24 protein-coding genes and 1 pseudogene are annotated in these 26,974 nt (G+C 41.6%); 20 read left to right on the top strand and 5 right to left on the bottom strand.

Annotation, left to right across the window (positions count from 1 at the left end; translation table 11 throughout):
* Positions 1–2 precede the first annotated feature (2 nt).
* Both BTV98_RS12935 and BTV98_RS12930 read left to right on the top strand, forming a co-directional pair.
* Entirely contained in the window at positions 3–647 is a 645-nt protein-coding gene (locus tag BTV98_RS12935) for a DUF411 domain-containing protein (protein WP_082787298.1), read from the top strand.
* Positions 648–1,443: 796 nt separating this feature from the next.
* Positions 1,444–2,166 (top strand): CHAP domain-containing protein, encoded by a 723-nt coding sequence (locus tag BTV98_RS12930; protein WP_025643918.1) that lies wholly within the window; start codon positions 1,444–1,446, stop codon positions 2,164–2,166.
* A 146-nt stretch (positions 2,167–2,312) separates the two neighbouring features.
* Here the strand turns inward: BTV98_RS12930 and cadR are convergent, their stop codons facing one another.
* Positions 2,313–2,723 carry a Cd(II)/Pb(II)-responsive transcriptional regulator gene (cadR, locus tag BTV98_RS12925; RefSeq protein ID WP_007394845.1) on the bottom strand — a complete coding sequence of 137 codons (411 nt, stop codon included), beginning with the start codon at positions 2,721–2,723 and terminating at the stop codon, positions 2,313–2,315.
* Between the two features lie 142 nt (positions 2,724–2,865).
* On the opposite strand from cadR, the gene BTV98_RS12920 reads away from it, so the two are divergent.
* The 8 genes and pseudogenes from BTV98_RS12920 to BTV98_RS13855 all read left to right on the top strand — a co-directional run bounded on the left by BTV98_RS12920 (position 2,866) and on the right by BTV98_RS13855 (position 12,269).
* Positions 2,866–5,082, top strand: coding sequence for a heavy metal translocating P-type ATPase (locus BTV98_RS12920; RefSeq protein ID WP_058025811.1), 2,217 nt, complete (start codon positions 2,866–2,868; stop codon positions 5,080–5,082).
* Positions 5,083–5,203: 121 nt separating this feature from the next.
* A complete protein-coding gene (locus BTV98_RS12915) occupies positions 5,204–7,252 on the top strand; it encodes a heme lyase CcmF/NrfE family subunit (protein ID WP_025643925.1) in 2,049 nt (682 codons plus the stop codon).
* 69 nt (positions 7,253–7,321) lie between these two features.
* The gene (locus BTV98_RS12910; RefSeq protein ID WP_025643927.1) at positions 7,322–7,915 is read left to right on the top strand and encodes a DsbE family thiol:disulfide interchange protein; all 594 of its coding nucleotides are present in this window, start codon (positions 7,322–7,324) and stop codon (positions 7,913–7,915) included.
* Positions 7,912–8,481 carry a cytochrome c-type biogenesis protein gene (locus BTV98_RS12905; RefSeq protein WP_025643928.1) on the top strand — a complete coding sequence of 190 codons (570 nt, stop codon included), beginning with the start codon at positions 7,912–7,914 and terminating at the stop codon, positions 8,479–8,481. The genes BTV98_RS12910 and BTV98_RS12905 overlap by 4 nt, the downstream gene beginning before the upstream one ends.
* The gene (gene ccmI / locus BTV98_RS12900) at positions 8,478–9,758 is read left to right on the top strand and encodes a c-type cytochrome biogenesis protein CcmI (protein WP_025643930.1); all 1,281 of its coding nucleotides are present in this window, start codon (positions 8,478–8,480) and stop codon (positions 9,756–9,758) included. The genes BTV98_RS12905 and ccmI overlap by 4 nt, the downstream gene beginning before the upstream one ends.
* A gap of 141 nt (positions 9,759–9,899) precedes the next feature.
* Positions 9,900–10,607, top strand: a complete 708-nt coding sequence (gene lspA / locus BTV98_RS12895; protein WP_037026031.1) for a signal peptidase II — start codon at positions 9,900–9,902, stop codon at positions 10,605–10,607.
* A gap of 363 nt (positions 10,608–10,970) precedes the next feature.
* Complete coding sequence (locus BTV98_RS12890) at positions 10,971–11,303, top strand: DUF3817 domain-containing protein (RefSeq protein ID WP_227511554.1); 333 nt, start codon at positions 10,971–10,973, stop codon at positions 11,301–11,303.
* 375 nt (positions 11,304–11,678) lie between these two features.
* Positions 11,679–12,269, top strand: a pseudogene (locus tag BTV98_RS13855) (recombinase family protein).
* A gap of 253 nt (positions 12,270–12,522) precedes the next feature.
* Here BTV98_RS13855 and BTV98_RS12880 read toward each other — a convergent pair.
* Complete coding sequence (locus tag BTV98_RS12880; protein ID WP_082787299.1) at positions 12,523–14,106, bottom strand: Fic family protein; 1,584 nt, start codon at positions 14,104–14,106, stop codon at positions 12,523–12,525.
* Positions 14,107–14,412: 306 nt separating this feature from the next.
* Entirely contained in the window at positions 14,413–15,006 is a 594-nt protein-coding gene (locus BTV98_RS12875; protein WP_011959997.1) for a recombinase family protein, read from the bottom strand.
* Positions 15,007–15,404: 398 nt separating this feature from the next.
* On the opposite strand from BTV98_RS12875, the gene BTV98_RS12870 reads away from it, so the two are divergent.
* From BTV98_RS12870 to BTV98_RS12855, 4 genes are all read left to right on the top strand, one after another.
* The gene (locus tag BTV98_RS12870; protein ID WP_025643765.1) at positions 15,405–16,070 is read left to right on the top strand and encodes a hypothetical protein; all 666 of its coding nucleotides are present in this window, start codon (positions 15,405–15,407) and stop codon (positions 16,068–16,070) included.
* A 22-nt stretch (positions 16,071–16,092) separates the two neighbouring features.
* Positions 16,093–17,859, top strand: coding sequence for a hypothetical protein (locus BTV98_RS12865; RefSeq protein WP_037058559.1), 1,767 nt, complete (start codon positions 16,093–16,095; stop codon positions 17,857–17,859).
* Between the two features lie 337 nt (positions 17,860–18,196).
* Positions 18,197–18,832: a hypothetical protein gene (locus BTV98_RS12860; protein WP_025643763.1), complete on the top strand. Its 636-nt coding sequence runs from the start codon at positions 18,197–18,199 to the stop codon at positions 18,830–18,832.
* Positions 18,833–18,850: 18 nt separating this feature from the next.
* Positions 18,851–19,936, top strand: coding sequence for an ImmA/IrrE family metallo-endopeptidase (locus BTV98_RS12855; RefSeq protein ID WP_025643762.1), 1,086 nt, complete (start codon positions 18,851–18,853; stop codon positions 19,934–19,936).
* Between the two features lie 73 nt (positions 19,937–20,009).
* Here BTV98_RS12855 and BTV98_RS12850 read toward each other — a convergent pair whose 3' ends face one another.
* Positions 20,010–20,279, bottom strand: a complete 270-nt coding sequence (locus BTV98_RS12850) for a hypothetical protein (RefSeq protein WP_025643761.1) — start codon at positions 20,277–20,279, stop codon at positions 20,010–20,012.
* Between the two features lie 129 nt (positions 20,280–20,408).
* Positions 20,409–20,621, bottom strand: a complete 213-nt coding sequence (locus BTV98_RS12845; RefSeq protein WP_025643759.1) for a helix-turn-helix transcriptional regulator — start codon at positions 20,619–20,621, stop codon at positions 20,409–20,411.
* A 236-nt stretch (positions 20,622–20,857) separates the two neighbouring features.
* Between BTV98_RS12845 and parA the strand changes: the two genes are divergently transcribed.
* The 6 genes from parA to BTV98_RS12815 form a co-directional block, all read left to right on the top strand.
* Positions 20,858–21,505, top strand: coding sequence for a ParA family partition ATPase (parA, locus tag BTV98_RS12840; RefSeq protein ID WP_025643757.1), 648 nt, complete (start codon positions 20,858–20,860; stop codon positions 21,503–21,505).
* Positions 21,502–21,705, top strand: coding sequence for a hypothetical protein (locus BTV98_RS12835; protein WP_025643755.1), 204 nt, complete (start codon positions 21,502–21,504; stop codon positions 21,703–21,705). Before parA ends, BTV98_RS12835 begins: the two co-directional genes overlap by 4 nt.
* A gap of 118 nt (positions 21,706–21,823) precedes the next feature.
* Positions 21,824–23,407 (top strand): type I restriction-modification system subunit M, encoded by a 1,584-nt coding sequence (locus BTV98_RS12830; protein ID WP_075103739.1) that lies wholly within the window; start codon positions 21,824–21,826, stop codon positions 23,405–23,407.
* Positions 23,404–24,393 carry a Fic family protein gene (rhuM, locus tag BTV98_RS12825; RefSeq protein WP_025643751.1) on the top strand — a complete coding sequence of 330 codons (990 nt, stop codon included), beginning with the start codon at positions 23,404–23,406 and terminating at the stop codon, positions 24,391–24,393. The genes BTV98_RS12830 and rhuM overlap by 4 nt, the downstream gene beginning before the upstream one ends.
* Positions 24,393–25,583: a restriction endonuclease subunit S gene (locus BTV98_RS12820; protein ID WP_075103738.1), complete on the top strand. Its 1,191-nt coding sequence runs from the start codon at positions 24,393–24,395 to the stop codon at positions 25,581–25,583. The genes rhuM and BTV98_RS12820 overlap by 1 nt, the downstream gene beginning before the upstream one ends.
* A gap of 8 nt (positions 25,584–25,591) precedes the next feature.
* Positions 25,592–26,974: type I restriction endonuclease subunit R (locus BTV98_RS12815; protein WP_143505760.1), on the top strand; the 1,383-nt coding region annotated here is incomplete at its 3' end.

The following is a 26,974-nucleotide window of genomic DNA, read 5'->3' as shown; positions in this document are numbered from 1 at the left end:
CTATGACCCCCTTAAAAATAAAATCCAGTCTTATATTCAATCGTTATCTGTCTAAGGGGTTGCGTAGTACGTTAGTATTACTTGCCGCCTCATCACTATTTGCTTGTAGCCAACCGAGTAGTGGCGTATCTGATGCAAGCACAACATCGGCATCAACTGAAGATGTAGTGACTGTTCCGAAGACAGCTGAACCAAACGTTATAAATACTCCTATGATGACATCAGTAAGTAAACCAGACCTACTAAAAAACGTCTCAGCCACTGTCTATAAAGATGCCAATTGCGGCTGCTGTAAAGAATGGATAAGTCATGCAGAAGATAATGGTCTAAGTGCAACCGCGCAAGATGTTGCGGACTTAGCCGTATTTAAAGAGCGCTACAGCGTTCCAAATGAAATGCGTTCTTGCCATACTGTAGTCACTACTGATGGTTACGTCTTTGAAGGTCATGTACCCGCTAAATATATGGCGCAGTTTTTAGAAAATCCGCCAGTACAAGCTATGGGTCTTGCCGTACCTGGCATGCCTGTTGGTAGCCCAGGTATGGAGTATCAAAATAAATTCATGCCCTATCAGGTTATGCAGCTCAATAAAGACGGGACGACCCAAGTTTATGCTGATATTGAATCGGTAGAGCAGCAATTATAGTGTGTTAGCAGTTAAGAATACTTTGATTATAGTGTTAGCGTTAAAAGTAAATGAGGCAGGTATAAGACTGTTCTATTGCTTATAAAATGATTCTTCATCAAAAAAATCATTAGCTATTGCGACTTTAAAAGCAAAAATAACTTTGAATTTGTAACTTTTGATGACAATGTAAGCGGATTTATCGGTTATTAACCCTTAAAATAGATAAATAATTAAGGGTTAATACAAGAATATACAGGATGTATCGAAACAATTACGTAATATTACATAAGCCAGTAGGGAATTAACATCTATATTAATATTATAAATTATTATATTATCTTAATAATTAGTTAGACCCTATATAGGGTAATTACTTCATCCAATAGAAAAACGTCTGAGGGTTAAATCTAAATTATAGATTTAACCCTCAGACGTTTTTTTGCTTATAAAACAGTAGAAATTGTGGTCAATCTAGTCAGCTATATTCTGTACATGTTACACAAACTTACATTGTAAAATGTGGGATATTAGCAATTTTTTCGACATCAAAAAAGTATTTTTGGGGTTTTTAAGGGGAATGACAGGCTAAACAACCTATGCTAAAGTCGGCTTTGTGTTTTGGTCAGCAGCTTGATTTGTAACAGCTTCGTAAGACTTCAATGAGCTGTGATCGCCAATAATCATTTTTTATATGAATAATATGCAGCAGAAGTATCAGTCACTATGACATATATATACTTGAGTTATTGAGATTTAATTGACTGCGCTGTTGTTGATAACAGACGATTTTGAATTAACCGTAGGTATTAGATTTATGAAACAGGCTTTATTGATTTTGTCAGTACTGGGTATGGGCATAGCACAAACGAGTGGTGCTGCTATCACAATCTCTCAAACAAATAATACCATCACCAATACTTCTGTGGCATCAAACTACGGTTCATCAAAAAACATCTATAGCACCAAAAGTGGTGCTTATGTTTCTAATAATGATGAAATTAGTCAAGCAATTAGCAACCTAAGTGCGCAGGCCAAGCAAAAAGAGAATCAGCTTTCATCATTAAACAGCCGCTTATACGCTGAAAAACAACAGCAGCAAGTCAATACAGTTCCTGACAGCAATTCAGCCCCCGCTATCGCTGCTGCTCGCGCCTCAAAAGTGGCTTTATCTGGCAGCTCTGGATATTGTGCCCGTTACGTACGTAAAGCACTACAATCAGCTGGTTATGAATTTACACCCAATCCTTCAGCCTATCAGTACGCCACTCGTGGCACGCTTGATAAAGCAGGTTTTAGCAAAATCAGTAATGATATGCCAACCCAAGTAGGTGATGTTATTGTCTATGATCGCTCATCAAAGCGCCCGCATGGCCATATCCAAATCTTTGATGGCGAAAATTGGATTTCTGATTTCCGTCAGAACAGCATCAGCCCATACAGTGGTGTCTATGCTTATACGACATGGCGCGATTCAAAATACGTGGATGACGCATCCGCATCAGATCGTAATATCCACCTTGCTATGAATGATAAATAAGACTTTCTAAGTCAGCACAACATAGTTGTTATTTCCTCCAACCCAGTAGTGATCTTAATATCATTGCTGGGTTTTTTGTGCTTAACATCAGGGCGTATTTAACCTTTCATGATTTGATCCGTCAGAAATGAACACTACTGATATCATTACTCATGACAGGAGTTATCGACAAGCGCGTTTAAAATGCCACATGATGACGCTGGTGCACTACTTGCACATTTCTGGCGCAAAACGGTCAAGTGATGCTTTAAGTGCATCAGTTCTTCCATTCGTATTTCCACAGCATGAATGTGCTCATCTAGCAAGTTATTCACATCGCCGCAGTCCTTGTCAGGCGACTCCCAGTATTCAAGTAAGATTCGCACATCATCTAAAGCCATATCGAGCGTACGGCAATGTAGGATAAATTGTAGACGCTCAATGTGCTCTTCATTATATAAACGATAATTCCCTTCGCTACGAAAAGGCTCGGGTAATAAACGCTCTTTTTCATAATAGCGAATGGTTTCTACTGTGGCACCTGTGCGTTTAGCGAGCTCACCAATTTTGATTGTCATAACAACCTCTATGATTTAAATAATTAAAGTGGCTGTAAAGACTAGCGCTAGAGAAATTAAAATTACGAAACTGTAGATAAATAACCTTGACTCTAAAGCCACTATAGGGTTCATAATATCATTATTCAAAGGGTAAATTATTATGAAATATCATATTGAAGGTATGGACTGTGCCAGTTGCATCGGCAAGATTGAAACAGCTTTGAAACGTATGCCTGGGGTTTCTGATGTTCAGCTGAATTTCGCTACAGAAACGCTAGAGCTAAATTTAGCCCCTGGTGCGCCGACTCAGGCTAGTGATATCGAAAAAACAATCAAAAGCCTAGGGTTCGGTATATCTGCCAATACTGGTCAACAAACTGTATCGGCTATTGATATTGACAGCGACAATCAGATGGCTCCGCAGGATAAGCGGTGGTGGCAAACTCAAAAAGGCAAACAGGTTGTTGGTCTCGGTATTTTGATGGGCAGCGCTTATGCACTGTCACTACTGTTCCCCGCTTATGGGATATGGGTGTTTGCCATCGCTGTGATTGTAGGCGTTTTTCCATTTGCACGCAAAGCCTTAGCACTGGCTAAAACAGGTTCATTCTTTTCAATTGAAACGCTGATGTCCGTCGCCGTGCTTGGCGCACTTATCATTGGTGAAGCTGAAGAGGCCGCAGCGGTTGTCTTTTTGTTCTCAATCGGTGAACTGTTTGAGAGTATCGCTGCTGATCGCGCTCGCGCTGGCATCAGAGCCTTATCATCGCTGGTTCCGAAAAGTGCGATTTTACTTGATGCTCAAGGTGGGCAGCGTAACGTTCCAGCGACTTCACTACAAGTGAATGACCTTGTGCTGGTGCGTCCTGGAGATAGGGTATCTGCTGATGGTTCCATTGTTCAAGGTGCGTCCAGCCTTGATGATTCGCCCGTGACGGGAGAGTCTGTTCCTGTTGCCAAGACGATGGGTGACAATGTATTTGCAGGGTCAATTAACATCGATGGTGTGCTCCAAGTGCGCGTAGAAAAGACAGCCGCCGATAACACTATTTCGCGCATTATTGATTTGGTAGAGCAAGCGCAAGCTTCCAAAGCACCCACTGCCCGTTTTATTGAGAAATTCAGTCGTTACTATACACCGGCTGTGATGGCTATTGCCGCCCTAATTATCATCGTCCCACCGTTAACCATGGGCGGAGATTGGTCAACTTGGTTATATCGAGGTCTAGCCTTATTATTGATCGCTTGTCCTTGTGCTCTTGTGCTCTCAACACCAGCTGCTATCGCCTCTGGTCTAGCGGTCGGTGCGCGCCGCGGCTTGCTGATCAAGGGCGGTAGTGCTTTAGAAACCATCGGCCAAGTGAAGACAGTCGCTTTTGACAAGACAGGCACTTTAACTGAAGGCAAACCACGCGTGACCGATGTTGTTGACATTACACAAGAGTATTCAAGTGTTCAAGGTCAGGATTCTCAGGATCAGGGTTCTCAAGGTAAAGATAAGGTATTGGCGCTCTTTGCCAGTGTGGAGACAGGTTCTAGTCACCCGCTTGCTGAAGCTATTGTCAGTCATGCCAAAGCCGCCAAAGTTGTCATACCTGTGGCTTCTAAAGCTTCTGCTACTGCGGGTAAAGCGGTACACGCAACTATCGCTGGGCGCGCGCTAGCTATCGGTTCGCCTGTTTATGCCGCAGATGAGGCATCAATTTCAGCCGAGCAACAGGCACAAATCGAGGCGCTGCAAAATGAGGGCAAGACCGTCTCAGTTCTTTTCGATGAGCAAAGTCGAGAAGTGCTTGGATTGGTCGCACTAAGAGACGAGTTACGAGACGACGCTCATGAAGGTGTGGCTCAACTTAAAGCGATGGGTGTGCGCTCCGTCATGCTAACAGGCGACAACCGCTTAACCGCTCAAGCACTTGCCAGTAATTTAGACGTGGAATGGGAAGCTGAGCTGTTGCCTGAGGACAAACTGCGCTTGCTTAACGAGATGAAGAATAACAGCAAAATAGCGATGGTGGGTGATGGTATTAACGATGCGCCAGCACTAGCAACCGCTGATGTTGGCATCGCGATGGGTGGTGGTACCGATGTGGCCATTGAGACGGCCGATATCGCATTATTAAAAAGTCGTGTTACAGACATGGCCCATCTGATTGCACTTTCGCGTGCCACCATGCGCAACATTCATCAGAACGTCATTTTCGCTTTAGGTCTCAAAGGCGTCTTTCTGATCACGACCGTATTCGGCATTACTGGACTATGGATTGCGGTTCTAGCTGATGCTGGAGCAACAGTGCTCGTTACTCTCAATGCGTTACGTTTACTGCGCTTTAAAGGCGCGCCTCCACTGGTAACTCCGCCTAAAGTAGTTAAATAAAACCCTTCGAAATCAATTAAAAACTAGAGATAGCAGCAGATTTCGGGGGTGGGTTCTAATAATAAAAATTCCACCGCTACAGTAAACTGCAACCGCATTAGAGTAAATAAGGTTAGACCGTATGTTGATTACAGAATTGGGCTATTTTGCCTTGCTTACCGCTTTTGTATTGGCGTTATTGCAGGTAATTCTGCCAACTATTGGTGTTATTCGTAACCAAGTTGCTTGGCAACGACTAGCCCCTAGCTTAGCTTGGGCACAGTTTGCCGCCATGATAACGTCATTTGGCGCTTTGATAGCAGGTTTTTATTATAATGATTTTAGCCTCAGTTACGTCGCGCAGCATTCCAATACGCTGTTGCCTTGGTACTATAAGTTATCGGCGACATGGGGCGGACACGAGGGCTCTTTGCTGCTATGGATGACCATCATGGCCACATGGTGTGCACTGGTATCATACTTTAGTCGCGGCTTGCCGTTATCAATGCGTGCGCGGGTATTAGTTATTTTGGCCGGTGTACAGTTAATGATGCTAACAATGCTGATATTTACCTCGTCACCGTTTGAGCGTACCTTACCCAATCTAGCGGTCGATGGCGCTGATTTAAATCCTGTCCTACAAGATTTCGGTCTGATTATTCATCCGCCCATGTTATATATGGGCTATGTGGGTATGGTAGTGCCTTTTGCATTTTGTATGGCGGCATTGTGGGAAGGGCGTTTAGATGCTGCTTGGACACGCTGGTCACGTCCATGGGCGCTCGCGGCTTGGGGATTTTTGACCATTGGTATTGCACTGGGCTCGTGGTGGGCCTACTACGAGCTTGGCTGGGGCGGTTGGTGGTTTTGGGATCCGGTAGAGAACGCCTCGTTTATGCCTTGGCTTGTCGGCTTAGCATTGCTGCATTCATTAGCAGTCACTGAAAAGCGCGGGGTGTTTAAAGCATGGACCATCATGCTGGCTATTTTCGCCTTTGCCTTAAGCTTGCTTGGCACGTTCCTGGTACGCTCTGGAGTCCTTACCTCAGTGCATTCGTTTGCCGCTGATCCGACGCGTGGTTTGGTCATCTTAGCTATTCTTGGCATTATCATCGGTAGTGGTCTATTAATGTTTGCCGTTCGCGGTTGGCGTTTAACCGTTGAAAGTCAATATCAGCTGATTTCACGTGAGTCCTTTTTAGTGATCAATAACGCCATCATTTTGATTGCAACCTTAGTGGTGCTGCTCGGCACCCTCTATCCTATTATCGCTGATGCCTTTAGTCTCGGTCAGGTATCTGTAGGGCCTCCATACTTCAATGCGCTGTTTGTGCCTTTGACATGGCTGTTGTTAATCGCTATGGGTATGGGCTCTAATATTCGCTGGAAACAAGATAAGCGTCCGTTACTAGGGGTGGGTATCGCCATTGCCGCTAGTAGTATCGTATTGGCTGCTATTATCGCCTACTTTACCAGTCCATCTGCTATGTTCAATATTGGCGTGACTTTAGCGGTGAGCTTTTGGGTACTGCTATGGATGATCGTTGACTTTAGAGACAAAACCAAGAACGCCCCTAATTTCTTTAAAGGTCTGCGTCAGCTGCGTCTTAGCTATTGGGGTCAACAGACTGCTCATATTGGCGTATTGGTTGCTGTCATTGGCATAGCCTTTACTAGTAGCCTGAGTATTGAGCGTGACGTAGCAATGGGTATTGGCGATACAGTCAATGTTCAAGGTTACGATTTTGAAGTAACTGAATTTTTTGAAATAAAGGGTAGTAACTTTGATGCAACGCAAGCGCAAGTGGTGGTATCCAAAGACGGTCGTGAAGTGGCGAAACTGACTCCAGAAAAGCGTACTTATATTATCAGCACGATGCCAACAACTGAAGCTGCTATTGACCCCAGTCTTATGCGCGATGTTTATGTCGCACTGGGCGAACCTATTGCCGATGGTAGTAACCAATGGGCATTAAGGATTTATGTAAAACCATTAATTCGCTGGATTTGGTTAGGGGCAATTATCATGGCTCTAGGTGGATTAATTAGTATGCTTGATAAACGATACCGCATCAAAAAAATTAAAGCTCCGTTGCTAGTTACTGGTAGTTTGGCTACTTATGGAGTCAATGAGGTAGCTATTGAGCAGGCAATCTCAGTATCGACGATGTCGACACTAAAGGAGAAATAAATGACTATGTCGAATAATACTCCTGAGCAAAAAGATAGCCAAAACAGTAAGCAGCGTAACCCAAAGACAATGAAAAAAAAGCAGACGAAGCTATGGTTCTTAATTCCGCTTATCCTCTTTTTTGGTTTGGTAGTTATATTGTACATGCGCTTAGGTAAACCAACAGACATTGTGACCAATACCGCTCTTGAGCGTCCGGTTCCTACCTTTGAGCTGCCGTTATTAGCAGATACTACCCGTACTATCACCAATGATAATTTGCCGGATAAGCCGTTTTTACTTAATGTTTGGGGCTCATGGTGCCCAACTTGCGTTATTGAGCATCCGTTTTTAATGCAACTAGAAGAGCGCGGCGTTGATATCGTTGGTGTGAATTATAAGGATGAGATTGGTAATGCGCTCAGTTACTTAAACCGAGGCGGTGATCCATTTTCTATGTCTATTCAGGATTCATTGGGTCAGTTTGCTCTAGACTTAGGCATAACTGGTGCGCCCGAAACCTTTGTTGTGGATGGAGATGGCATCATTCGTCAGCATATTGTTGGTGAGATTAATGAAGCCAATTGGCAACAGCGTGTTAAGCCGTGCCTGACAGTACTTAATAAGGCTAATAAGAACAACGATAGTCCTGATCTCATTCAGGTTGAGGAGATGTGCAAATGAACGTTACTCGAATAAGAGCTCCTCAACTAAAACCCAATATAGTTTTAAAACTAGCAAGCTTAATACTAGCGTGTCTGCTTAACATGACGGCAAACGCAGCTATTGACGTATACGATTTTGACTCACCACAGCAAGAAGCTCAGTATCGTGGATTAATAGAAGAGTTTCGCTGCCCAAAATGCCAAAATCAAAACCTTGCAGCCTCTGATGCACCGATTGCACAGGATCTAAAGCAAAAAGTCTATGATTTAATTAAAGATAGACGTAGTGATGCTGAAATACGCGTCTATATGCAAGAGCGCTACGGTGACTTTATTAGCTACAAGCCGCCTATGCGACCATCAACATGGATCCTATGGTTTTTTCCACCACTATTATTGCTCGTCTTAATTATTGGTTGGTTTTGGCAAAGTAAGCGTCGCCAAGTTGTTGCCCGTGGTCAAAGCGGCGTCACAGTGAACAGTACTGCTGCCTTGACCTCTACGGAAAAGGCTGAGCTTGATCGTCTATTATCGCAAGCTGAGAGTGTCGACCACGACATTACTAGCCTAGAGGACAAAAAATGACTCTATTTTCTACTTTTGGCTTATTTGTAACTCTAAGCTTGCTGATTGCTCTTATATTTGCGCTGATTGCTATTATGCCATGGCTACGAGCACCGCGTTTGCAGTCCAAACCAATAGACAATCAACTGCTAGATATTAATGTTGCAGTATTTCGCGAACGTTTAGCTGAGCTACAAACAGATAAAGACAGCGGTACTATTAATAATAGCCATTATCAAAATCAAAAGCTGGAACTGGAGCGTCAGCTATTAGATGTGCAGCGTCAGATAACACCTATGGTCACCCCTGATGTCAAAAGCCGTTTAATTGTCGCAGCTTGGATCCCAATATTGGCTGCAATGGCGTATTTACTAATAGGCAATCGTACGCCCGTGTTTGATTTGTGGACAGCTGAGGACAAAGTAGGACAAGTGGCTGACGACCTATTGACAGCTAAAATTGACAAGCCGCCATCATGGGCGTTTGAAGATGGTCGTCAACTGATTAGCGCCATGCAAACCAATGTTCATCGTAATGCTGATGATCCTAATCGCTGGATGCGCCTATCCGAGCTTTTCTTATCTATGGAGGCAACTGATTCTGCGCTGGAAGCCTTATCTCGTGCCTATCGTTTAGCTCCTGAAAATGAAGAAATCGCCACCACTTATGCTCAGACTAGCTTTTTCGTTAATGAAGGTCAGTTAGACGCCAATATTCGCCGTGTATTACAAGCTATATTAGCTAAGAATCCGCAGCATGAACGGGCTCAAATGCTCATGGCAATGGGTGAGACTCGTAGTAGTAACTTTGCCCAAGCGCAAGGTTGGATTAAACGCTTACAAGGCAGCATTGTGGCCAAACCAGGTGATCATACTAAAGCTTTAGCAAGCTTAGATGAGTTAAGCAACTACGTTAGCACGCAAGAAAAGCAAGCGCTAGAAGGTATTGACGTGACAGTGAAAATTAACGCTAATTTATTACCGTTAGTGAAAGCTGATGATGTGTTGTTTGTTGCGATACGTGACGTTAAAGGAGGTCCACCGTTTGCCGCCAAACGTTTACCCATTAGTATTATCAAGCAAGGTGAGGCTAGTATCCGCTTAAGCAATCTTGATGCGATGATGCCAGATCGCACGTTAAATTCAGCTCGTAGTGACAAAACTCAGTTAGCAGTCGTTGCTCGTATTAGTCATAGCGGTAATGCCATAGCAGAGTCAGGCGACTTATCGGGTAATCCTATAGTGATTAGCGCTGAACAGACTCAGGTTAATGTTGAAATCAATCAACAGATTCCCTAATAAAAAATTATTACCGTAAGTTTCATAACACCAGAGCGGTAAGTGGAGCCGTTTATAAAAGTGGCGCGATTAATAGTCGTATACCAAAAACATATACGTTTAACATTGTTCATTGTATAAACACAGATAAAGAAAACAACTATGACTGAATCTACCGACAGATTAGATAGTACTAAATTGAATAGCGTTGAATCGGCTAGTACTAATATTGCTGACAATAAAGTACCTATAGCTGTGAGTAGTACTCATCAATCGATTGACTCTAAAACCATGAATCATACGCCTAAAGCTATGTACGTGACTTCAGGCAACTCGATAACACCTAAAGGTAAGTTGGATAAAATGCCAAAAATGGTTGCCAATGGCAGTCGCGCTTTTATCTGGTATTTGTTGGCGATAATGGTGTTAATACTTGATCAATGGACTAAGTGGTTGGCCCAAACCAAATTAGCGTTCAATGACCCCGTACCGGTCATTGAACCATTTCTCAACTGGACACTCGCTTATAACTATGGGGCAGCATTTAGCTTTTTAGCCGACGCTGGCGGTTGGCAGAAATGGTTTTTCTCAGGCTTAGCTTTTGTAATGGCTATCTTTTTAACGATTTATTTAATCAAAGCGCCACGTACAGCCAAGCTATTGTCTATGGGGTTGGCCTTAGTGCTTGGCGGTGCGATTGGCAACTTAATCGATCGTTTAAGAATTGGCAAAGTGGTTGACTTTATCCATGTGCATTATGCTGATGTCTGGAATTATCCTATTTTCAATGTTGCAGATATAGGTGTCTGTGTCGGTGTAGCGTTGATTATAATTGATATGATATTTTTGGAAAGTAAGCGTAATGAATAAACAAGTGAATATTGATCAGTACAAATAAAAAGAACTAGCGTCATAGCTGCTCTATACGGAAAGATACTTTTTATACTCAAGTGTGTTTATAAAAATGCGAACTGGAAGGTGATATATGATTAATACAAATACTCTCTCATTCTATATCCCAAAACCCAATGCATAATTGTATGCGAGTGAACGCAGGATGATTTTGAAGTGGCTAGACGAAGGCGTGACGTGCTAAGTGGTAGATGACAAAAACCAGTACTTCAAAGCTCTGGACAGGGCCATTATTATAAAGACATTGAATACCGCCTAAATTATTTATTGAAATAACAAAAGGATAATATAGTGTCACATGCTCAGCTAACTATCAAACAAATACATAATCTTAGAAAAAAACAAAGTGCCGCATTAAAAAGCCTTACCATTATAGGCTACCTAGAAGGCACCTCTTTCTTATTATTGCTCTGTATCGCCATGCCACTAAAATATATGCTGGACATTCCAGAAGGTGTGAAATACATCGGTATGGCACACGGTATATTGTTTATTACCTATATCATAATACTTATAGGCTCAGCTATCAAAATGAAAATGCCTCTTTGGGCAATACCTGCGGGCGTACTCGGCTCACTCTTACCTTTTGGCCCGTTTATATTCGATCATTTACTAAAAAAGAATTTACAGGAAAGTGTAAGTAAAGAAGCCTAGAACAAGCCCTGCTGCAAATGCTACAAACGTACCTTATTACTCAAGATTATTTTTCCTAACTAAATCACAAGCCGCCATCACTCATCATGGCGACAAATGAATAACATTGAGCAGAAATTAATCACAATAAAATTTTAATTCAGACCCAGTATGAATAATCTAACACTCTAGTCACTTTTCGAACTTATCTTACATACTATCGACAAACCCGTATTGTTTAAAAGCTAAACAGGTTTTGTCATCCGCGATGGATTTCCTATTATCCTAGGGTATACCCCAGGGGCACTATCAAAACAGGTCTCTTAATCAATTAATAGTCTACTTATAATAGACTGCAATAATGGAACTACTTATAACAGACTATTTTAGGTGTTTATGTTTATCAGAGCATAGAGCGCCAATCAAAGATCAAGATGCCAAGCGTGCCAAAAGTGAGCTCATATAGCTTGCTGCTGATCATGGTCACAAAATTGCCGCCTTCTATGTTGAAAACGAGTCAGACGCAACTTTAATACGTCCACAGTTAATGTAACTGATAAATGATGCCCATGAAGGCGATATAATTTGGTTGAGCAGATTGACCGCTTAGCACGTTTAAACCAAGCTGATTGGGATACTCTCAAAAGAATGCTATTAGAAAAGAAGCTGGCGGTAGTATCAGAAGAGCTACCGACCTCTTATATAACGCCTCAATCTGATAGCAGCATTGAATTTATGAGCAGCGTATTACAGGCCATCAATTCGATGATGCTTTATATGCTCGCTGCTATTGCTAGAAAGGACTATGAAGATCGACGTAACCGTCAGATGTAAGGTATTTCTCGTACTAAGGTAGAAAGTAAATATTCAGGACGTAGGAAAGATACCGAGAAGCGTAAGATTATCGCTAGCCTTCTGAAATCTGGGCGTAGTTATTCTGAAATACAAGCTACAGCTAAGTGCTCGCGTCATTTGATAGCTGTATAGCTAAATAAATACTCAAATACTCAAATACTCAAAATTATTTTGAGGATCTGTAATAACCTTGTCAAATAAAAATTGTCTGTTATCAAAGTTCCTCTAATATATTCTGTTTAAGTAAGAAAAATATTGATTACGTTTCAGGTGACAGTATTTTAGCCGAATCTTTTATAAACGAATCATTATCGTAACGATGACACAAATACTAGCTTGAGCTTGATTATTAAGGCAGACTTTCCTGCGTATAGCAGAGTTTGTTCTAACTATTCAAACCATTTGCTTCATCTTTAAATGTCTCTACAACCACAGAGAAAATATCGTCCCAAACCTCATCATTTGCCAAAAACGGATAATCTTTCAATAGCTTATTACTTTTAGCACCCTTATTCTGCAGCATGCTACGAATGATTCTATCGGCATAGCTGTTGGGCATCTCAATAATCTCTTTTATCGCCAGTCGTGCATGGTCATGTTGTCTTAGGTACTGTGACTCGTTATGCATCTCTTTTTCAATAACATGCGCAATCAGTCCTGATAAGTACTGAACATGAGGCGTCAGGTCCATAAAGCGCCATGCCGGTTGAATAAGGTGACTGTCTTCAAAATTTAAGTTTGAGCGAATACCATCAGGGTAAGTAATCGCTTGTTTATCAAAGCTGTAATGATCACGGATTTGCTCCATAAGTGGCACGGATACACGGTCTAAAATTTTATCATAGGCATGACGGTCTGAGGGATGCTCAGCGATGGCTTGCGATATAGGTAAGATAATCGGCTCATGAATGATCTGGTCGCGTCTGAGTACATCGTTAATTAGGAAGCGATGTACTCGGCCATTGCCATCCGCTAGCGGATGAATATACACAAAAGCAAAGGAAGCAACCGCACTACGTATCAGTGCCGATTGTCCCTCGGTCTTTTCCATAAATGCCTGTAACCCTTTGAGCTTTTCAGCAATGTCATCAGCAGGTGGCGCAATATAGTGCACAATCTCTTTAAAGCCATTGACCTGAGTATGCGACACAAAAACTGGAGATTGACGGACGCCATACTGCTGGATGACCGTTTTGCTACCAAGTATCTCTTGTTGCAACTCTGCTAGCGACTCAGGATCAAGCGGAATATCGCCCTTGCCGGTACGCCGTGCCATCACATCGGCGAAACGTTCAATACGTTTTAACTCTTTCCCTTCACCTTCTATAGTAAAACTGGCTTTACTCTCTCGTAATGTCATCCATACGGAGGCACGCATCAGTAAGTCTTGCCCAAATTCATCGTTCAGCTTGTCAACCATTGTGGCAATATCGAGTGCAGCGGCTTGCGTAAACAACTCTGTTTTCACCAATTGAGGACAGAAATGACGGGTTCCTGCAAGATTGTCATTGATACGCCAACGAGCATTCTTTATGACATGCGCAGGGCTTGAAGTAACCTGCTTCTTAGCATCTAGAGCATCCACATAGTTACCGCCTAAATTACTCGGTACTGCTAACTGCTGACCCATGAGCCACTCATACAAGAAAGCCATTCTACGGGCATAGCTGCCTGTCGGCTCAGCGTTTACCCATGCTTGTACGTCATCAGCACCTACCTGCTCAAATAGACGAACCAGTAACTCTAAATTCAGTACTTCATGACGCATGTGAAACTGTAAGTGCGCAATGATAGTGTCCAGTGGACGCGCGGTTTCCTGATAAGCGTTATGAATGACGTCACCGTCTTTATAGGTTTGTCTGCGCCCACCGATACTACTGCTGACATATAAAGGGGACACCAGCTCGATGCTGGCATAACGGATAAGCCATGCTGCGCCAATAGGGTCTGAAGTAGGGGTATTCATCATGAGGGGCTCAAGCGATTATAGATAAGCCATTTTGCAGAAAAGCGATTATGAATGCAATATAATGATTATAATGAAGCCTCATTGCATTAAATCGATTTTTATATGACGCTGTGATGTCTTTAGATAAAGATCGAAGGGCGTTTTAAGTGGGCATAATTGAACGAAATTGAATGATGAAAATACACCGTTCTTAACACAGCTACGTAGTAATAGAGTACCTATTTCTGCAAATAAAGCCTTCTTGCCTCGCGTGTAAAGCCTTATATATCAGCTGTTTATGAACAAAAATAAAATAAAATACCTCAGCTATGAGCCTGGCTTTAACACCCGGTAAACAGTAGCTACGCCAACACCAACTGCCTTAGCGATTTCCTCTTTTGTCATATTGCCTTGACTGTCTAATTCTCTAATACGATTGTGTTTCGTTGTATTAGGCTTCTTACCGGAGGGCTTATAGCCACTGTTAGCCAATCCCTGCTTGATACGCTCTCTACGCTTGTCGTTATCAAGCTTTGCCATCGTTGCTAATAAGTCGATCAGCATATGGTTAATCACTGTTAGGATCTCACCTGTCATGCCATTATTAACTGTATGCGTCGTTGGTAGATCAGCCACCACCAATCGCAAGCCTTTGTCTTTGATACGCTGCTTTAGAATTGCAAAATCATCTTGAGATAATCGGCTTAATCTATCCACGCTTTCAACCAGTAGAATATCGCCTTGCTCAGCGTCCTTTAGCAGCTTGGCTAATAATGGTCTATCGAGCTTTGTACCACTGAAATGCTCGACGTACTCAACATGGTTATCATCATAACTTGTACTGAAAGCCACCAAATCAGCCAATGCTCTGGTAGCGTCTTGATCCTTAGTGCTGGCTCTCACATAAATACGAACAGTCATAACCCACCTCTATTATTTAGACTTAATAATTAGTGCTCATTGATAATAACAAGATATTACTATCATTTAATAATATAAAAAAGTCTAATGATAGATAGATTATCATTTAAAGGTTTTATGTTTTGGGTATAGGCTAATGATAGGAAAAAAGCACAGCAGCCAGTCTTATAATTCAAAAGTCTGTTATAGATGGTTCCATGCTAACAGTCTGCTTTAAGTAGTCTGTTAATATGTTTGAAGGGTGAGATAGCTGGTTCCGCTAAGGTATAGACTTTATTAACTAACCCAATCAAAAAGAAGTCAAGGTATAAAAATACATAATGTAGTTTTATACCTTGACTTCTTTTTGAAGTAAATGTACTGTAGTTCTCTACTAATTCGATTTACTGGAGACTACCATGAGCATTAGAGAAGCCTTAGAAAAAGTGATATTTGACCAAACAGATGAAAGTACTGTCACTCCTTTATCTATCAGATTACCCAACCATTTGAACAATCAATTGGAAGAATTGACGCTTACTTTAGACAAATCAAAAAGCTATCTATTATTAGAGTTTGTTAAAGCTGGAATTGAAGAAACGAACAACATATTAGAAGAAAGAGCAAAAAACCCTGAAATTGCGAAGCAAAGAGATACTAGTAACATTCTTAGCACTAAGCCTTTCATGCTCAATACCAACTACAATAATGACAAATCTGCGCACGTTAAAATGCTTGAAAACAACGAAGCTGCTGCCTTCTACTCAGGATGGAAAGAGTATATTTGCAACTTGCAAGAAGGGGATAAGGTATATCTTTATCAAAGTGGCGTTGGGTTTGTCGCGTCTGGCACAGTAACAGGGGATTTGATAAAGAGTGAGTATGGTGGCAAACCAGATGCTAAATATTCCAAGGAACTAAAAGACTTTAAATTTGGCTTCAAAGCAATTTCTGCAAAAGAGTTCAAATCATTAACCGATGGTGGCGCTAATTTCAGAATGACTATGGTTCAATTAAGCTCGAAACAAAGACATGCGCTTGATGATGAAATTAATAAAAGAATGAATGCAATTAATTCAAAATAGCCTTAATAGCGGAGTGCTAGATATGAAAAATAGTGATTGGATTCTTCAAGTAAAAGAAACTCGTAGAACTTTTGGCAGCTCAACTTGGGTTCCATTAAGAGAGTTGTCTAATAAAGAACAAGGTGATGTTAAAAACGTTGGCTATGACAGCGAATTTTTTGGGTGCGGATCTGTTGCATTCCCACCAGAACAAAAGGAAAGAGCTGATGGATTTGACTGGAATCAAGTTGGCATTAGCCATACCACTAGACCATATGCTTATGAAAACGGCTATTATTCTCCAATCGAACAATATGAATATAATGACAAAGAACCCATAGGTGTGAATCTTGTCTTTGAATACAATCAGCCTGTAACTGGAATAAGAGAGTGGATACTAAGTCCTGATTTAGTCATTGCTCTTGGTTTAATAAAAGATGGAAATAACTGGGTTAGACCTGCAGAAAATTTCATTGTTGTTGCTCGTGAAACTATTAACGAGAATGGTGATCATACTTTAATTGAAATTAAGCAAGAGTTTCTTATTGATTATTTAGCAGCAAGAAATCTATCTCTTCGCCTTTCGTACTACCGCCAAAGAGTAGCTAATGTTATAAGTTTAAAAGACAGCGTATATGCCGATCTGACAGATAAAGAAGAGTCTAGAGATGGTGGAAGATTTGAGCTTTTGATTCGAGACTTAGAAGACGTTTTCGGTGGAAGCTGGGCTGCATTTAGAGTCTGGCGAACTGATATTGATGAAGACGAAGATGCTCCAGTGATGGGGCAAGAAAGTGATGAAAATACTGACTCAGAAAGCTCGCAAGGTAGCCATCAAGGTGTTTATAAAGGAGTTCGAGTAGAAGGAGAGTTTTGGCGAGACGAATGGATTGAGCATCAAAATATAAGCGTACGGGTTCGGGGAGATAAAGATCAGACACTTCCTCAGTTCATTGTTAAAACTGATGGAACGCGAATGACGTCTCATTCTTTGAATAATGAAAATATTGGCAGATGGCTCTGGTTCCGTTCTAACGTAGTTAGCGAACTTCTTAGTTACCAAGGGTTTTCACTGCAATGGTATACGGCAGAAACAGGCGGTATTCACTCTACGTCTGGGTGTAGAATTCACTTTGGAATTAATTCATCTGATTTAATAACTGTTTATGCTTATGATGTTGCCCGTCTTGCGCCATGGGAACAGCATATTTGGGCTGCTCATAACATTGCTCCAGAGGGGAAGGTGTCATCTGAGTTATTAATGTCGCAGGTTGAAGCTAAACCTGCTTCTACGCATGCTGTTGAAGAACTTTTATTTATAAGTATGAAGCTGTTAGAGGATGGTTTTAGAAATGAGTTTAATACTGATTTGTTCTCGCATGAAATAGATGAACCTGAGTTTAAAAAACAAATTTCACGCTTCTCAAGCAAAGACCAAACCTCATTACTAAGATTAGCAAAGGAATTAATTCGTATATTCTCTGATCGTCTCAATGTTAGCAATCTACGCCAACTCTCAACACATAAGAATAAGAAGACACTCGGGTCAAATAAACTATTAGAAGATATTTTGGCACAAAAAGTAGGAGTCGATAGAGCTCGCCAAATCTTTGGTGTAATCGCTGGTGCTTATGATATGCGTCTAGGCGATGCACATCCTACTAGTTCTAAAATTGGAGATGCTCTAAAATTAGCGAAAATTGACGAAGACGAGTCTTTCCTTAAGCAAGGCGAACAATTAATTTGTAATTTTGGAGAATCCATTTGGTGGATAGGAAAATTACTTTTTAGTCAGTCAGAGGTTAAATAAGTACCAGACTGTTCCTATAAGGATAATTATGGCAAATACTAGCAGCTCGATGTCTACTATATAGCGCACCGATCACAGATAGAATATATAGGGCAAGTACACAACGAAGTACACTCAGACTATTTTAGCGAGTTGAAACGTTGCTACCATTAGCCCACAACCAAAGCTTCGAATCCTCACTAGGGTGCCATCCTTATGGCTATAAGAATAACTATGCTAAATACTCAACGCAACTGAACTTAATTCGCTCTATTTATCTTATTGACGCTTAGCTATTTACTTACATGGCATTTCCGATTATTATACATCAAATTGATGATAATATATCGGAAATGCCATGTTCTCTTTACAACCATCGTTTGATGCTATTTCAGACAAATTTATTGATGAAAATTCTGAGGTCGTTAGCGCTCTTGCTGCCATTCACCCCAGTCTTACAACTCAACTAGTTTACGAGGTGATTCTGGCCGCTAATGAAAAAACTCAACATGTTGGAAGCTCTTTTCCAGCTAATGCTCCGTTAGCAATGTGGCAATTTCACATTACAGGTTTTCTTAGAGAAAAACTATGTGCTCTTGGTTGGACTAAAGTTGATGGTAAAGGTGGGGTTGCATATGTAATATCGCCGTGTAAGGAGCATGCAATTCGTGTTTTTGCAGGTAACAAGTATGTAGGTTTACGAGATGGAAACGTAAGCAATAGATCAATTAAGGGAAATACCCTTAAAGATGATATTTATCCGCTATTAAACTCTGATAAAGGAACGACCATTTGGACTTTACTTCATTACCGATTTGGTGAGTTAATGAGATTAGAGCTTTCGCAGCCAAAATCATTTGCAAAAGGTAAGATCAATGACTGGGGTACGCGGATCAAAATCCCTGATGTTAAGTTCAACATTCCTACAACACCGCGTATGAAAGAAAAAGTTGAGGTAGGAGTAGTTCCTGTCAAGCGTAAGAAAAAAGCTTAATCAATTCAAGGCTAATATATGTTTAATCCAAATCGATTACAGTTTGCAATCGATAGGCGAGCTGTGAGCAAAGCTGAATTAGCAGAAAAGCTAAATATTACTCCTAGAACATTAACAAATTATCTAAAAGGAAATACTGAGCCTAATTTAGTTGATATTTCAAGGGTGCTAAGCTTCCCTATCGATTTTTTTAAAGGTAGTGACTTACCAATCATTGATGAACATAGTGTTAGTTTTAGATCTCGTTCTAGAATGACTAAGAAAGTCAAAGCCGAAGCTTTAACTTATGGCATTACTGGCTTTATGCTTAATGATTGGTTTGAAGAGGAGTTTGAACTTGTTCAATCAGAACTTCCTGATTTATCTCATCTATCTCCTGAAGAAGCGGCTAATTCGCTCCGTTACGACTGGGGCCTGGGTGATAAACCTATTGGGAACTTAATTGCTCTATTAGAGTCAAAAGGTATACGTATTTTTTCTATTTTTGTAAAATCGGAATATATTGATGCTTTTAGCGTTTGGTATGATGACACACCTTTTATCTTTCTTAATAACCAAAAAACTATGGAGAGAAGTCGTTTTGATGCATGTCACGAACTAGGTCATTTAGTTAGAGACATATACAGTATGAAAATGTCTGAAAGTTTTAGTAAATCACTTGATGAAGACTTGGATTCAAAAGTAGTCGAAAGATGTGCAGATGAGTTTGCATCTGCGTTCTTGATGCCCGAAGTTGCATTAATGGAATATAGACATGTAAATCCTACCATCAACAATCTTATTGAGCTGAAAAAAGTGTTCGGCGTATCTTTAGTAGCACTGGCATATAGAATGCATAAGCTAGGGTTCATAAGTGAGTGGGTTTATACAAGAGTGCTCTGCCCAGAAATAGCAAAATATAATTATCGTAAGTCAGAGCCTTATCCAATGGATAGAGAGACTTCCCAAGTACTCAATACAATAACTAGTGAGTTAACTTCAGAAGGAATGAGCCTAGACGATATTGCTAAAAAAATTAATCTTAGAAAAGCTGATATAACTCCATTGCTATTTCAACTTGCTGAAAGCACAAAGCCTTTTCATTTATTTCAAGTTTTAAAATAATGTGTAAAAACATGAGTAAAGTTTAGCTACTAGTTTGATCAGCTAAACTTTGCTCGTTCTTTTAATCAAGTATTTATACAGCTTCTTTAGCATTCATTAAATCAATAAACGCCGCCTCAAGCACACCAATCGCCTCATCATCAACGATTAACCCCTCATCTATCTGGCGCTGTACCCATACATGAAGCGCCTCATCATTATAGAAAATCGGATTCACGCCCAATATTTTGGCCAGCTGTGAACCTTGCTGTATTTGTAAGTTTTCAATAAGTTGCTTGGTTAAAACCTTCACATTGTGATCAAACCAAGATGACGTTGTTGGTTGCTGCGCTGACGTATACATAATAACCTCCTGTAGGTTAATTAGATTTTTTAATTAATTAAATGTCCTGCTACAGGTAAAATTATACACGCATTTTGACTCATTGCAAGATAAAATAACCTACTGTAGATTATTTTGTATTTTTAGAAGTTATATTTCTGGATTGTCAACAAGCTCATATAGGTCGCCTACCTCAATTTCAAAATAGCGGCATAGCTTTTCAATCACTTCTAAATCTACTCGAGTGGCTTCTTCATGATACATACGCGTGATTGTGCCTCTGTTGATAGAAGTTTCTCTTGCAACATCTGCAATTTTAAGGCGCTTTTCACCCATTATTGTTGATAAATGACACTTAATCATGATCGTCTCCTATTTCAAATATAGTGCTACTAGCATACAAATTATTCGCTAGACACGCATAGTGCTATTAAGCAGTGCATTTTACTACGTGTCATATCGGTTTAATAGCAAGACCTGTCCAATACTAATAAGCTCAATACTTTCAGTTGTGCTTACTAGCCCTTTGCGATAATATACTTATATGAGTACTTACTCATTTGAGTGTATGAATATATAATCATCATAAGGCCTTTACCATGAAAGTAATCGCAGTACTGAACCAAAAAGGCGGCAGCGGCAAGACCACGATAGCCACGCATTTGGCACGTGGGCTACAACTTCAGGGTCATAGTGTGCTACTCGTTGATAGTGATCAGCAAGGCAGTGCTCGCGATTGGAGAGCTGTTAATGAAGACAATCCTGTTCCTGTTATCGGCCTTGATAGGCCAACGCTTGATAAGGATTTAAAAAATGTTTCTGATAAAGAGTTCGTCGTAATTGATGGCTCACCGCAAGCGACCAATTTGGCACTATCTGCCATAAAAGCCGCTGACTTTGTGTTGATACCCGTACAGCCAAGCCCCTATGATGTATGGGCGACCAGTGATTTGGTTGATTTGGTGCAGCAGCGCATCGAGATGACCGATGGTAAGCTCAAAGCCGCCTTTGTGGTCTCTCGCGCGATCCAAAACACTAACATCGGCAAAGAAGTTGCCGCAGTGCTACAAGATTATAATCTGCCCGTTCTTGATGCCAGAATCGTGCAGCGGGTCAGCTATCCAAATAGCGCTTCAGTTGGCAAAACGGTATTTGAGACAGAATCTGCTAAGAGCAGTGCCGTGACTGAGATCACGCAACTGGTCAACGAGGTTAAAACGTTTTTTGATAAGGAAGTAGAGTTATGAAAGCTGGCCGCCCAAGTAAAGATAAAAAAGACGCGCTTGAGTTGTCTGACGTCACTGATAAGCCTAAAAAGAGCACACGAGTCAATTTCAATCTTGATGAAGATACCTACTTTGAGCTTAAACAATACGTCCTTGATAATCGCACAACCGTCACTAAGCTACTCACTGAGATGATTGAGTCACGGCTGAATGAGCGTTAATGTCCATCCATAGCGTTGATTTTTAATAATTTATTGTAGGTATATATATACACCTATACACCTATACACCTATACACCTATACACCTATACACCTAACGATGTTAATTTAGGATAATCATGAGTCAATCACAACAGCTTCAACAGCTAAAAAAGCAGCTTTGGAATATTGCCAACGACCTACGCGGTAAGATGGGTGCAGATGAGTTTCGGGACTACATATTAGGGTTTATTTTTTATAAATACTTATCTGATAAATTCATCCGCTTTGCCAATAATATCTTGGCTGAAGAAGGCGAAGGCTTCGATAACTTTGCAAATTTTGACACCAGTAATCCTGAGCATCTTGAATATATCGAGGAAGTCAAAGAAAACGCCATTGATGAGATTGGCTACGCGCTTGCACCCAATCAGCTGTTTCATCAACTGGCCAAACGCGGCAAACAAGACCAGGCATTCATTCTTGATGATTTGGCTGATACGCTAAAGGCCATCGAGCAGGGCACATTAGGCACAGACTCAGAAGAAGATTTTGCTAACCTATTTGAAGACATAGATCTTACCTCAACCAAGCTTGGCAACAGCCCTGATGACCGCAATGAGCTGATCGTCAAAGTACTAAGCCACCTAGATGCCATTGATTTTGATCTGAGTAACACCGAAAGCGATGTGTTAGGTGATGCTTATGAGTATCTGATCGGTGAGTTTGCCAGTGGCGCAGGCAAAAAAGCGGGAGAGTTTTACACGCCGCAGATGGTATCCACGTTACTTGCCAAAATCGTAACCAGCGGCAAGGACACCATAAGCTCAGTCTATGACCCTACGTGTGGCTCGGGTTCTTTGCTGCTGCGCGTCAAGCGTGAGGCGAATGACGTAGATAGAATCTACGGTCAAGAGATGAACCGCACCACCTATAACCTAGCACGCATGAACATGATTTTGCATGACGTGAACTTTACCAAGTTTGATATCAAGCAAGAAGACACGCTCAAGCGTCCGCAGCACGTCGGAATGCGCTTTGATGCCATTGTGGCCAATCCGCCTTTCTCTGCGAAGTGGTCAGCTGATCCCTTGTTGCTTCAAGATGAGCGCTTCTCAGACTATGGCAAACTTGCGCCCAAGACCAAAGCCGACATGGCCTTTGTCCAGCACATGCTACATCACTTAGATGATAATGGCACAATGGCAGTGGTATTGCCGCATGGCGTCCTGTTTCGCGGTTCCAGCGAGGGCGATATTCGTGAATACATCATCAAAAACCTCAATGCCTTAGACGCAGTGATTGGACTGCCTGCCAATATCTTCTATGGCACCAGTATTCCGACCTCTGTTTTAGTCTTCAAAAAGAACCGTAAGCATGATAAAGACGTCTTCTTTATCGATGCCAGTGACTGCTTTGATAAACAAAAAAATCAAAATATGCTACTACCTGAGCATATCGATACCATCATCAAGACCTATCAAGCCCGTGAAAACGTCGATAAATTTGCCCATGTCGCCTCTTTAAAGGATATTCATGATAATGACTATAATCTCAACATTCCGCGCTATGTAGACACGTTTGAGGCTGAGCCTGAAGTGGATCTCGCAGCCGTTGCCAAAGCGCTGCAAGATTTAGAAAAAAAGAGCCAAGAAACGGACGCTGTCATTAATGGCTTTTGTGAAGAGCTGGGCATTGATTCGCCCTTTAAGGTAGGGTCATGAGCACCGTAGACAGTCAAATCCAGCTATATCAAGTAGACAACCAAGTCAGCCTTGAAGTGAATGTTGAGCAAGACACGGTATGGCTAAGCCAAGCCCAAATGAGTGATCTGTTTGGCCGTGATGTTTCAGTGATTTCACGCCATATCAATAACGCGATTGGTGATGAAGAGGTGGATCCAAAAAGCAATTTGCAAAAAGTGCAAATTGCTTTTTCTGACAAACCCGTAACCTTATATGATTTGGACGTCATTATCAGCGTGGGTTATCGCATCAAATCCAAGCAAGGCGTGATGTTTCGCAAATGGGCGACGCGCATCTTAAAAGAGCATCTCATCCAAGGCTTTAGCATCAATCAACAGCGTTTGCAGCAAAACACCGCTGAGCTTGAGCAAGCCATCGCCTTAATCAAAAAAACGGCTCAATCTGAGCAGCATAGCAAAGACAGCGCGCTGGGGTTGGTCGAGATCATCAGCCGCTACACCCAAACTTTTTTATGGTTGCAGCGCTACGATGAGGGTTTGTTGCATGAGCCTGTGGGGCAACCAGGCGGCGAGGTTTTAGACGCACCAAGTGCCATGCAGGCACTGAATCAGCTCAAATCAAACCTGATGGATAAAAAAGAGGCCACAGACCTATTTGCTAAGCCTCGCGGTGATGGATTGGCTGCCATATTGGGTAATATTCAACAAACGGCGTTTGGTGAGGAAGTTTACCCCAGTATCGAATCCAAGGCGGCGCATCTGTTATATTTTGTCGTCAAAAACCATCCTTTTGCTGATGGTAACAAGCGCAGTGCAGCATTTTTGTTCGTTGATTTTTTATATCGTAACAACCGCTTATTCAATGATGAGGGTACTGCCATCATCAATGATACGGGGCTTGCAGCGCTCACACTGCTGATCGCTGAATCAGACCCCACTCAAAAAGAAGTGCTCATCCGTCTGGTGATGAATCTACTGGTGATACAAGATAAGGATGTAATGTGATGGCAACGCCAAAATTGCGGTTTAAAGAGTTTGATGGGTATTTAGAAAAAAACAACCTGATTAATTTAACTCTATGGGCTTCTGGTGGTACTCCCTCAAAAAAAAACAAAGATTACTGGATGGGTGATATACCACTTATTAGTGGCGCGTCTATGCATACAAGGAAAATATGCGAATCAGAATTTAATATTACTGATTTAGGACTCAAAAAAGGGTCAAAGTTAGCCCCAAAAAACTCAATACTTATTCTAGTTCGTGGGAGCATGCTGTTTAAAAAAATACCGATGGGGATGGCTTTAAAAGACGTAGCCTTCAATCAAGATGTTAAATCTATTATTACTAAAGAAGATTTGAACGAATATTATTTTTTTCAATGGTTGCTATCTCAAGAAAACATTATCCAAAATAAAGTTACATCAACAGGTATTGGGGCAGGTAAGCTAGATACTTCTGAACTACAGAATTTAGAAATCTATTATCCTGCTAAAGAAGAACAAACCAAAATCGCCACATTTCTATCCGCTGTCGATACTAAGATCGACGAGCTGACCCAAAAGCATGAACTGCTTACCGAGTACAAAAAAGGCATGATGCAGCAGCTTTTTAGCCAAAAACTGCGCTTTAAAGCCGACGATGGTAGTGATTTTGAGGATTGGGAAGAAAGTTTGATTGGCAACGTTTTCACGAACAAATCAGAAAGCTTTAATCCTAAAGTAGAAAATAATCTACCTTGCATTGAACTTGAACACTTATCGCAAGGTACAGGGACAATACTAGGCACTACTGACAGTAAAAATCAAAAAAGCACGAAAAACGTATTTGAAAGATCTAATGTTTTGTATGGAAAATTACGTCCATATTTAAATAAATTTGCCCAGCCTGACTTTAAGGGTGTCTGCTCTACTGAGATTTGGGTTCTTACAGGTATAGAGATATCTAATAATTACCTATATCAATATATACAAAGCGAAGGTTTTTCAGAGCTTACGAGTATTCAGTCTGGTTCAAAGATGCCACGCGCTGATTGGAAAACCGTAGCAAGCGCTGTTATGTCATATCCTTGCTGCGAAGAACAAACTAAAATTGCCAACTTCCTAACCGCTATTGACCAAAAAATTGATAACGTTGCCGAGCAAATCGACCACGCCAAAACGTGGAAAAAAGGCTTATTACAGCAGATGTTTGTATAAGGTATAACATGACTGAGCAAAGTGAGTACCAACTCGAAGACAGCCTAATGACGCAAATGCAGGATTTGGGTTATGAGCGCGTTACCATTACCACCGAGGCGGCACTCCTTGCCAACCTAAAGACGCAAATCGTCCGCGCCAATCAGCTGGATCAGCCATTATCTGATGATGAGTGGAAGCAAGTTATCAGTCATCTTGGCAGTGGCAGCGCCTTTGAGCGTGCCAAAAAGCTGCGCGATAAGTTCAACGTCAAATTCGATGATGGCAGCTCACGCCATATTCAGTTTTTTTGGCCAAACGCTGATGACAACATTTGGCAGCTGAGCAATCAGATTATGGTTGACCACAGCAGCCAAAACGGGCGCACCAGTCGCTTTGACGTCACCATCTTGGTTAACGGCTTGCCCCTAGTGCAAATCGAGCTTAAGCGCCGTGGCGGCATCGAGATTGCCGAGGCATTCCATCAGACCATGCGTTACTCAAAAGCCGCCTACAAGGCAGGACATGGCTTATTTGAGTTCGTTCAGCTGTTCGTCATCAGTAATGGCGCAAACACGCGCTACTATGCCAAAGGCACTCAGCACTTTAATTTTACCTTTCCCTGGGCGGACAGCGACAACAAACCGATCAATGAAATCGTTGATTTTGCTGAGGTGTTTTTAACCCCTACGCATTTAACCGAGATGATCGCTCAGTTTGTCGTGCTCTATGAGTACTCCAAGACCATGATGGTGCTCAGACCCTATCAAGTCCATGCCACCAAGCGCTTAATTGAGCGCGCCACCGCCTCAGACAAAAACGGTTATATTTGGCATACCACAGGATCAGGCAAAACGCTGACCTCATTTAAAGCCAGTCAAATCATCATGGGGCTACCCGATGTCGAAAAGGTGGTGTTTGTTGTCGATAGAAATGATTTGGACACCCAAACCGCCAATGAGTTCAACGCCTTTAAAGACGGCAGCGTAGACAGTACCACCAACACCAAAAACTTAGTCAAGCAGCTCGGCGAGACCCACGACAAGCTGATCGTCACCACCATTCAAAAGCTCAACCGCGCTATCAAATCAGAGCGCCATCAAGAAAAAATCCGCTACTTACAAGACAAAAAAGTCGTCTTTATCTTTGATGAATGTCACCGCAGCCAATTTGGTGAAACGCACCGAAACATCAAACGCTTTTTTCAACAATCGCAGATGTTCGGTTTTACAGGCACACCCATATTGATTGACAACGCTCACAACAAAGCTGGGCTTAAGCTCACTACCGCCTACCTATTTGATGAGTGCTTGCACCGCTACACCATCGTGGATGCCATTCGTGACAGAAACGTGCTGCCCTTTCAGATTGACTATGTGGGTAAATTCACCAAAAACGACAGTGCTGCCGAT

The sequence above is a fragment of the Psychrobacter sp. Cmf 22.2 genome, assembly GCF_001921745.1.
Lineage (GTDB): Bacteria > Pseudomonadota > Gammaproteobacteria > Pseudomonadales > Moraxellaceae > Psychrobacter.
The sequence above is the reverse complement of the archived record's forward strand: the minus strand, read 5'-3'. Positions and strand labels throughout refer to the sequence as shown.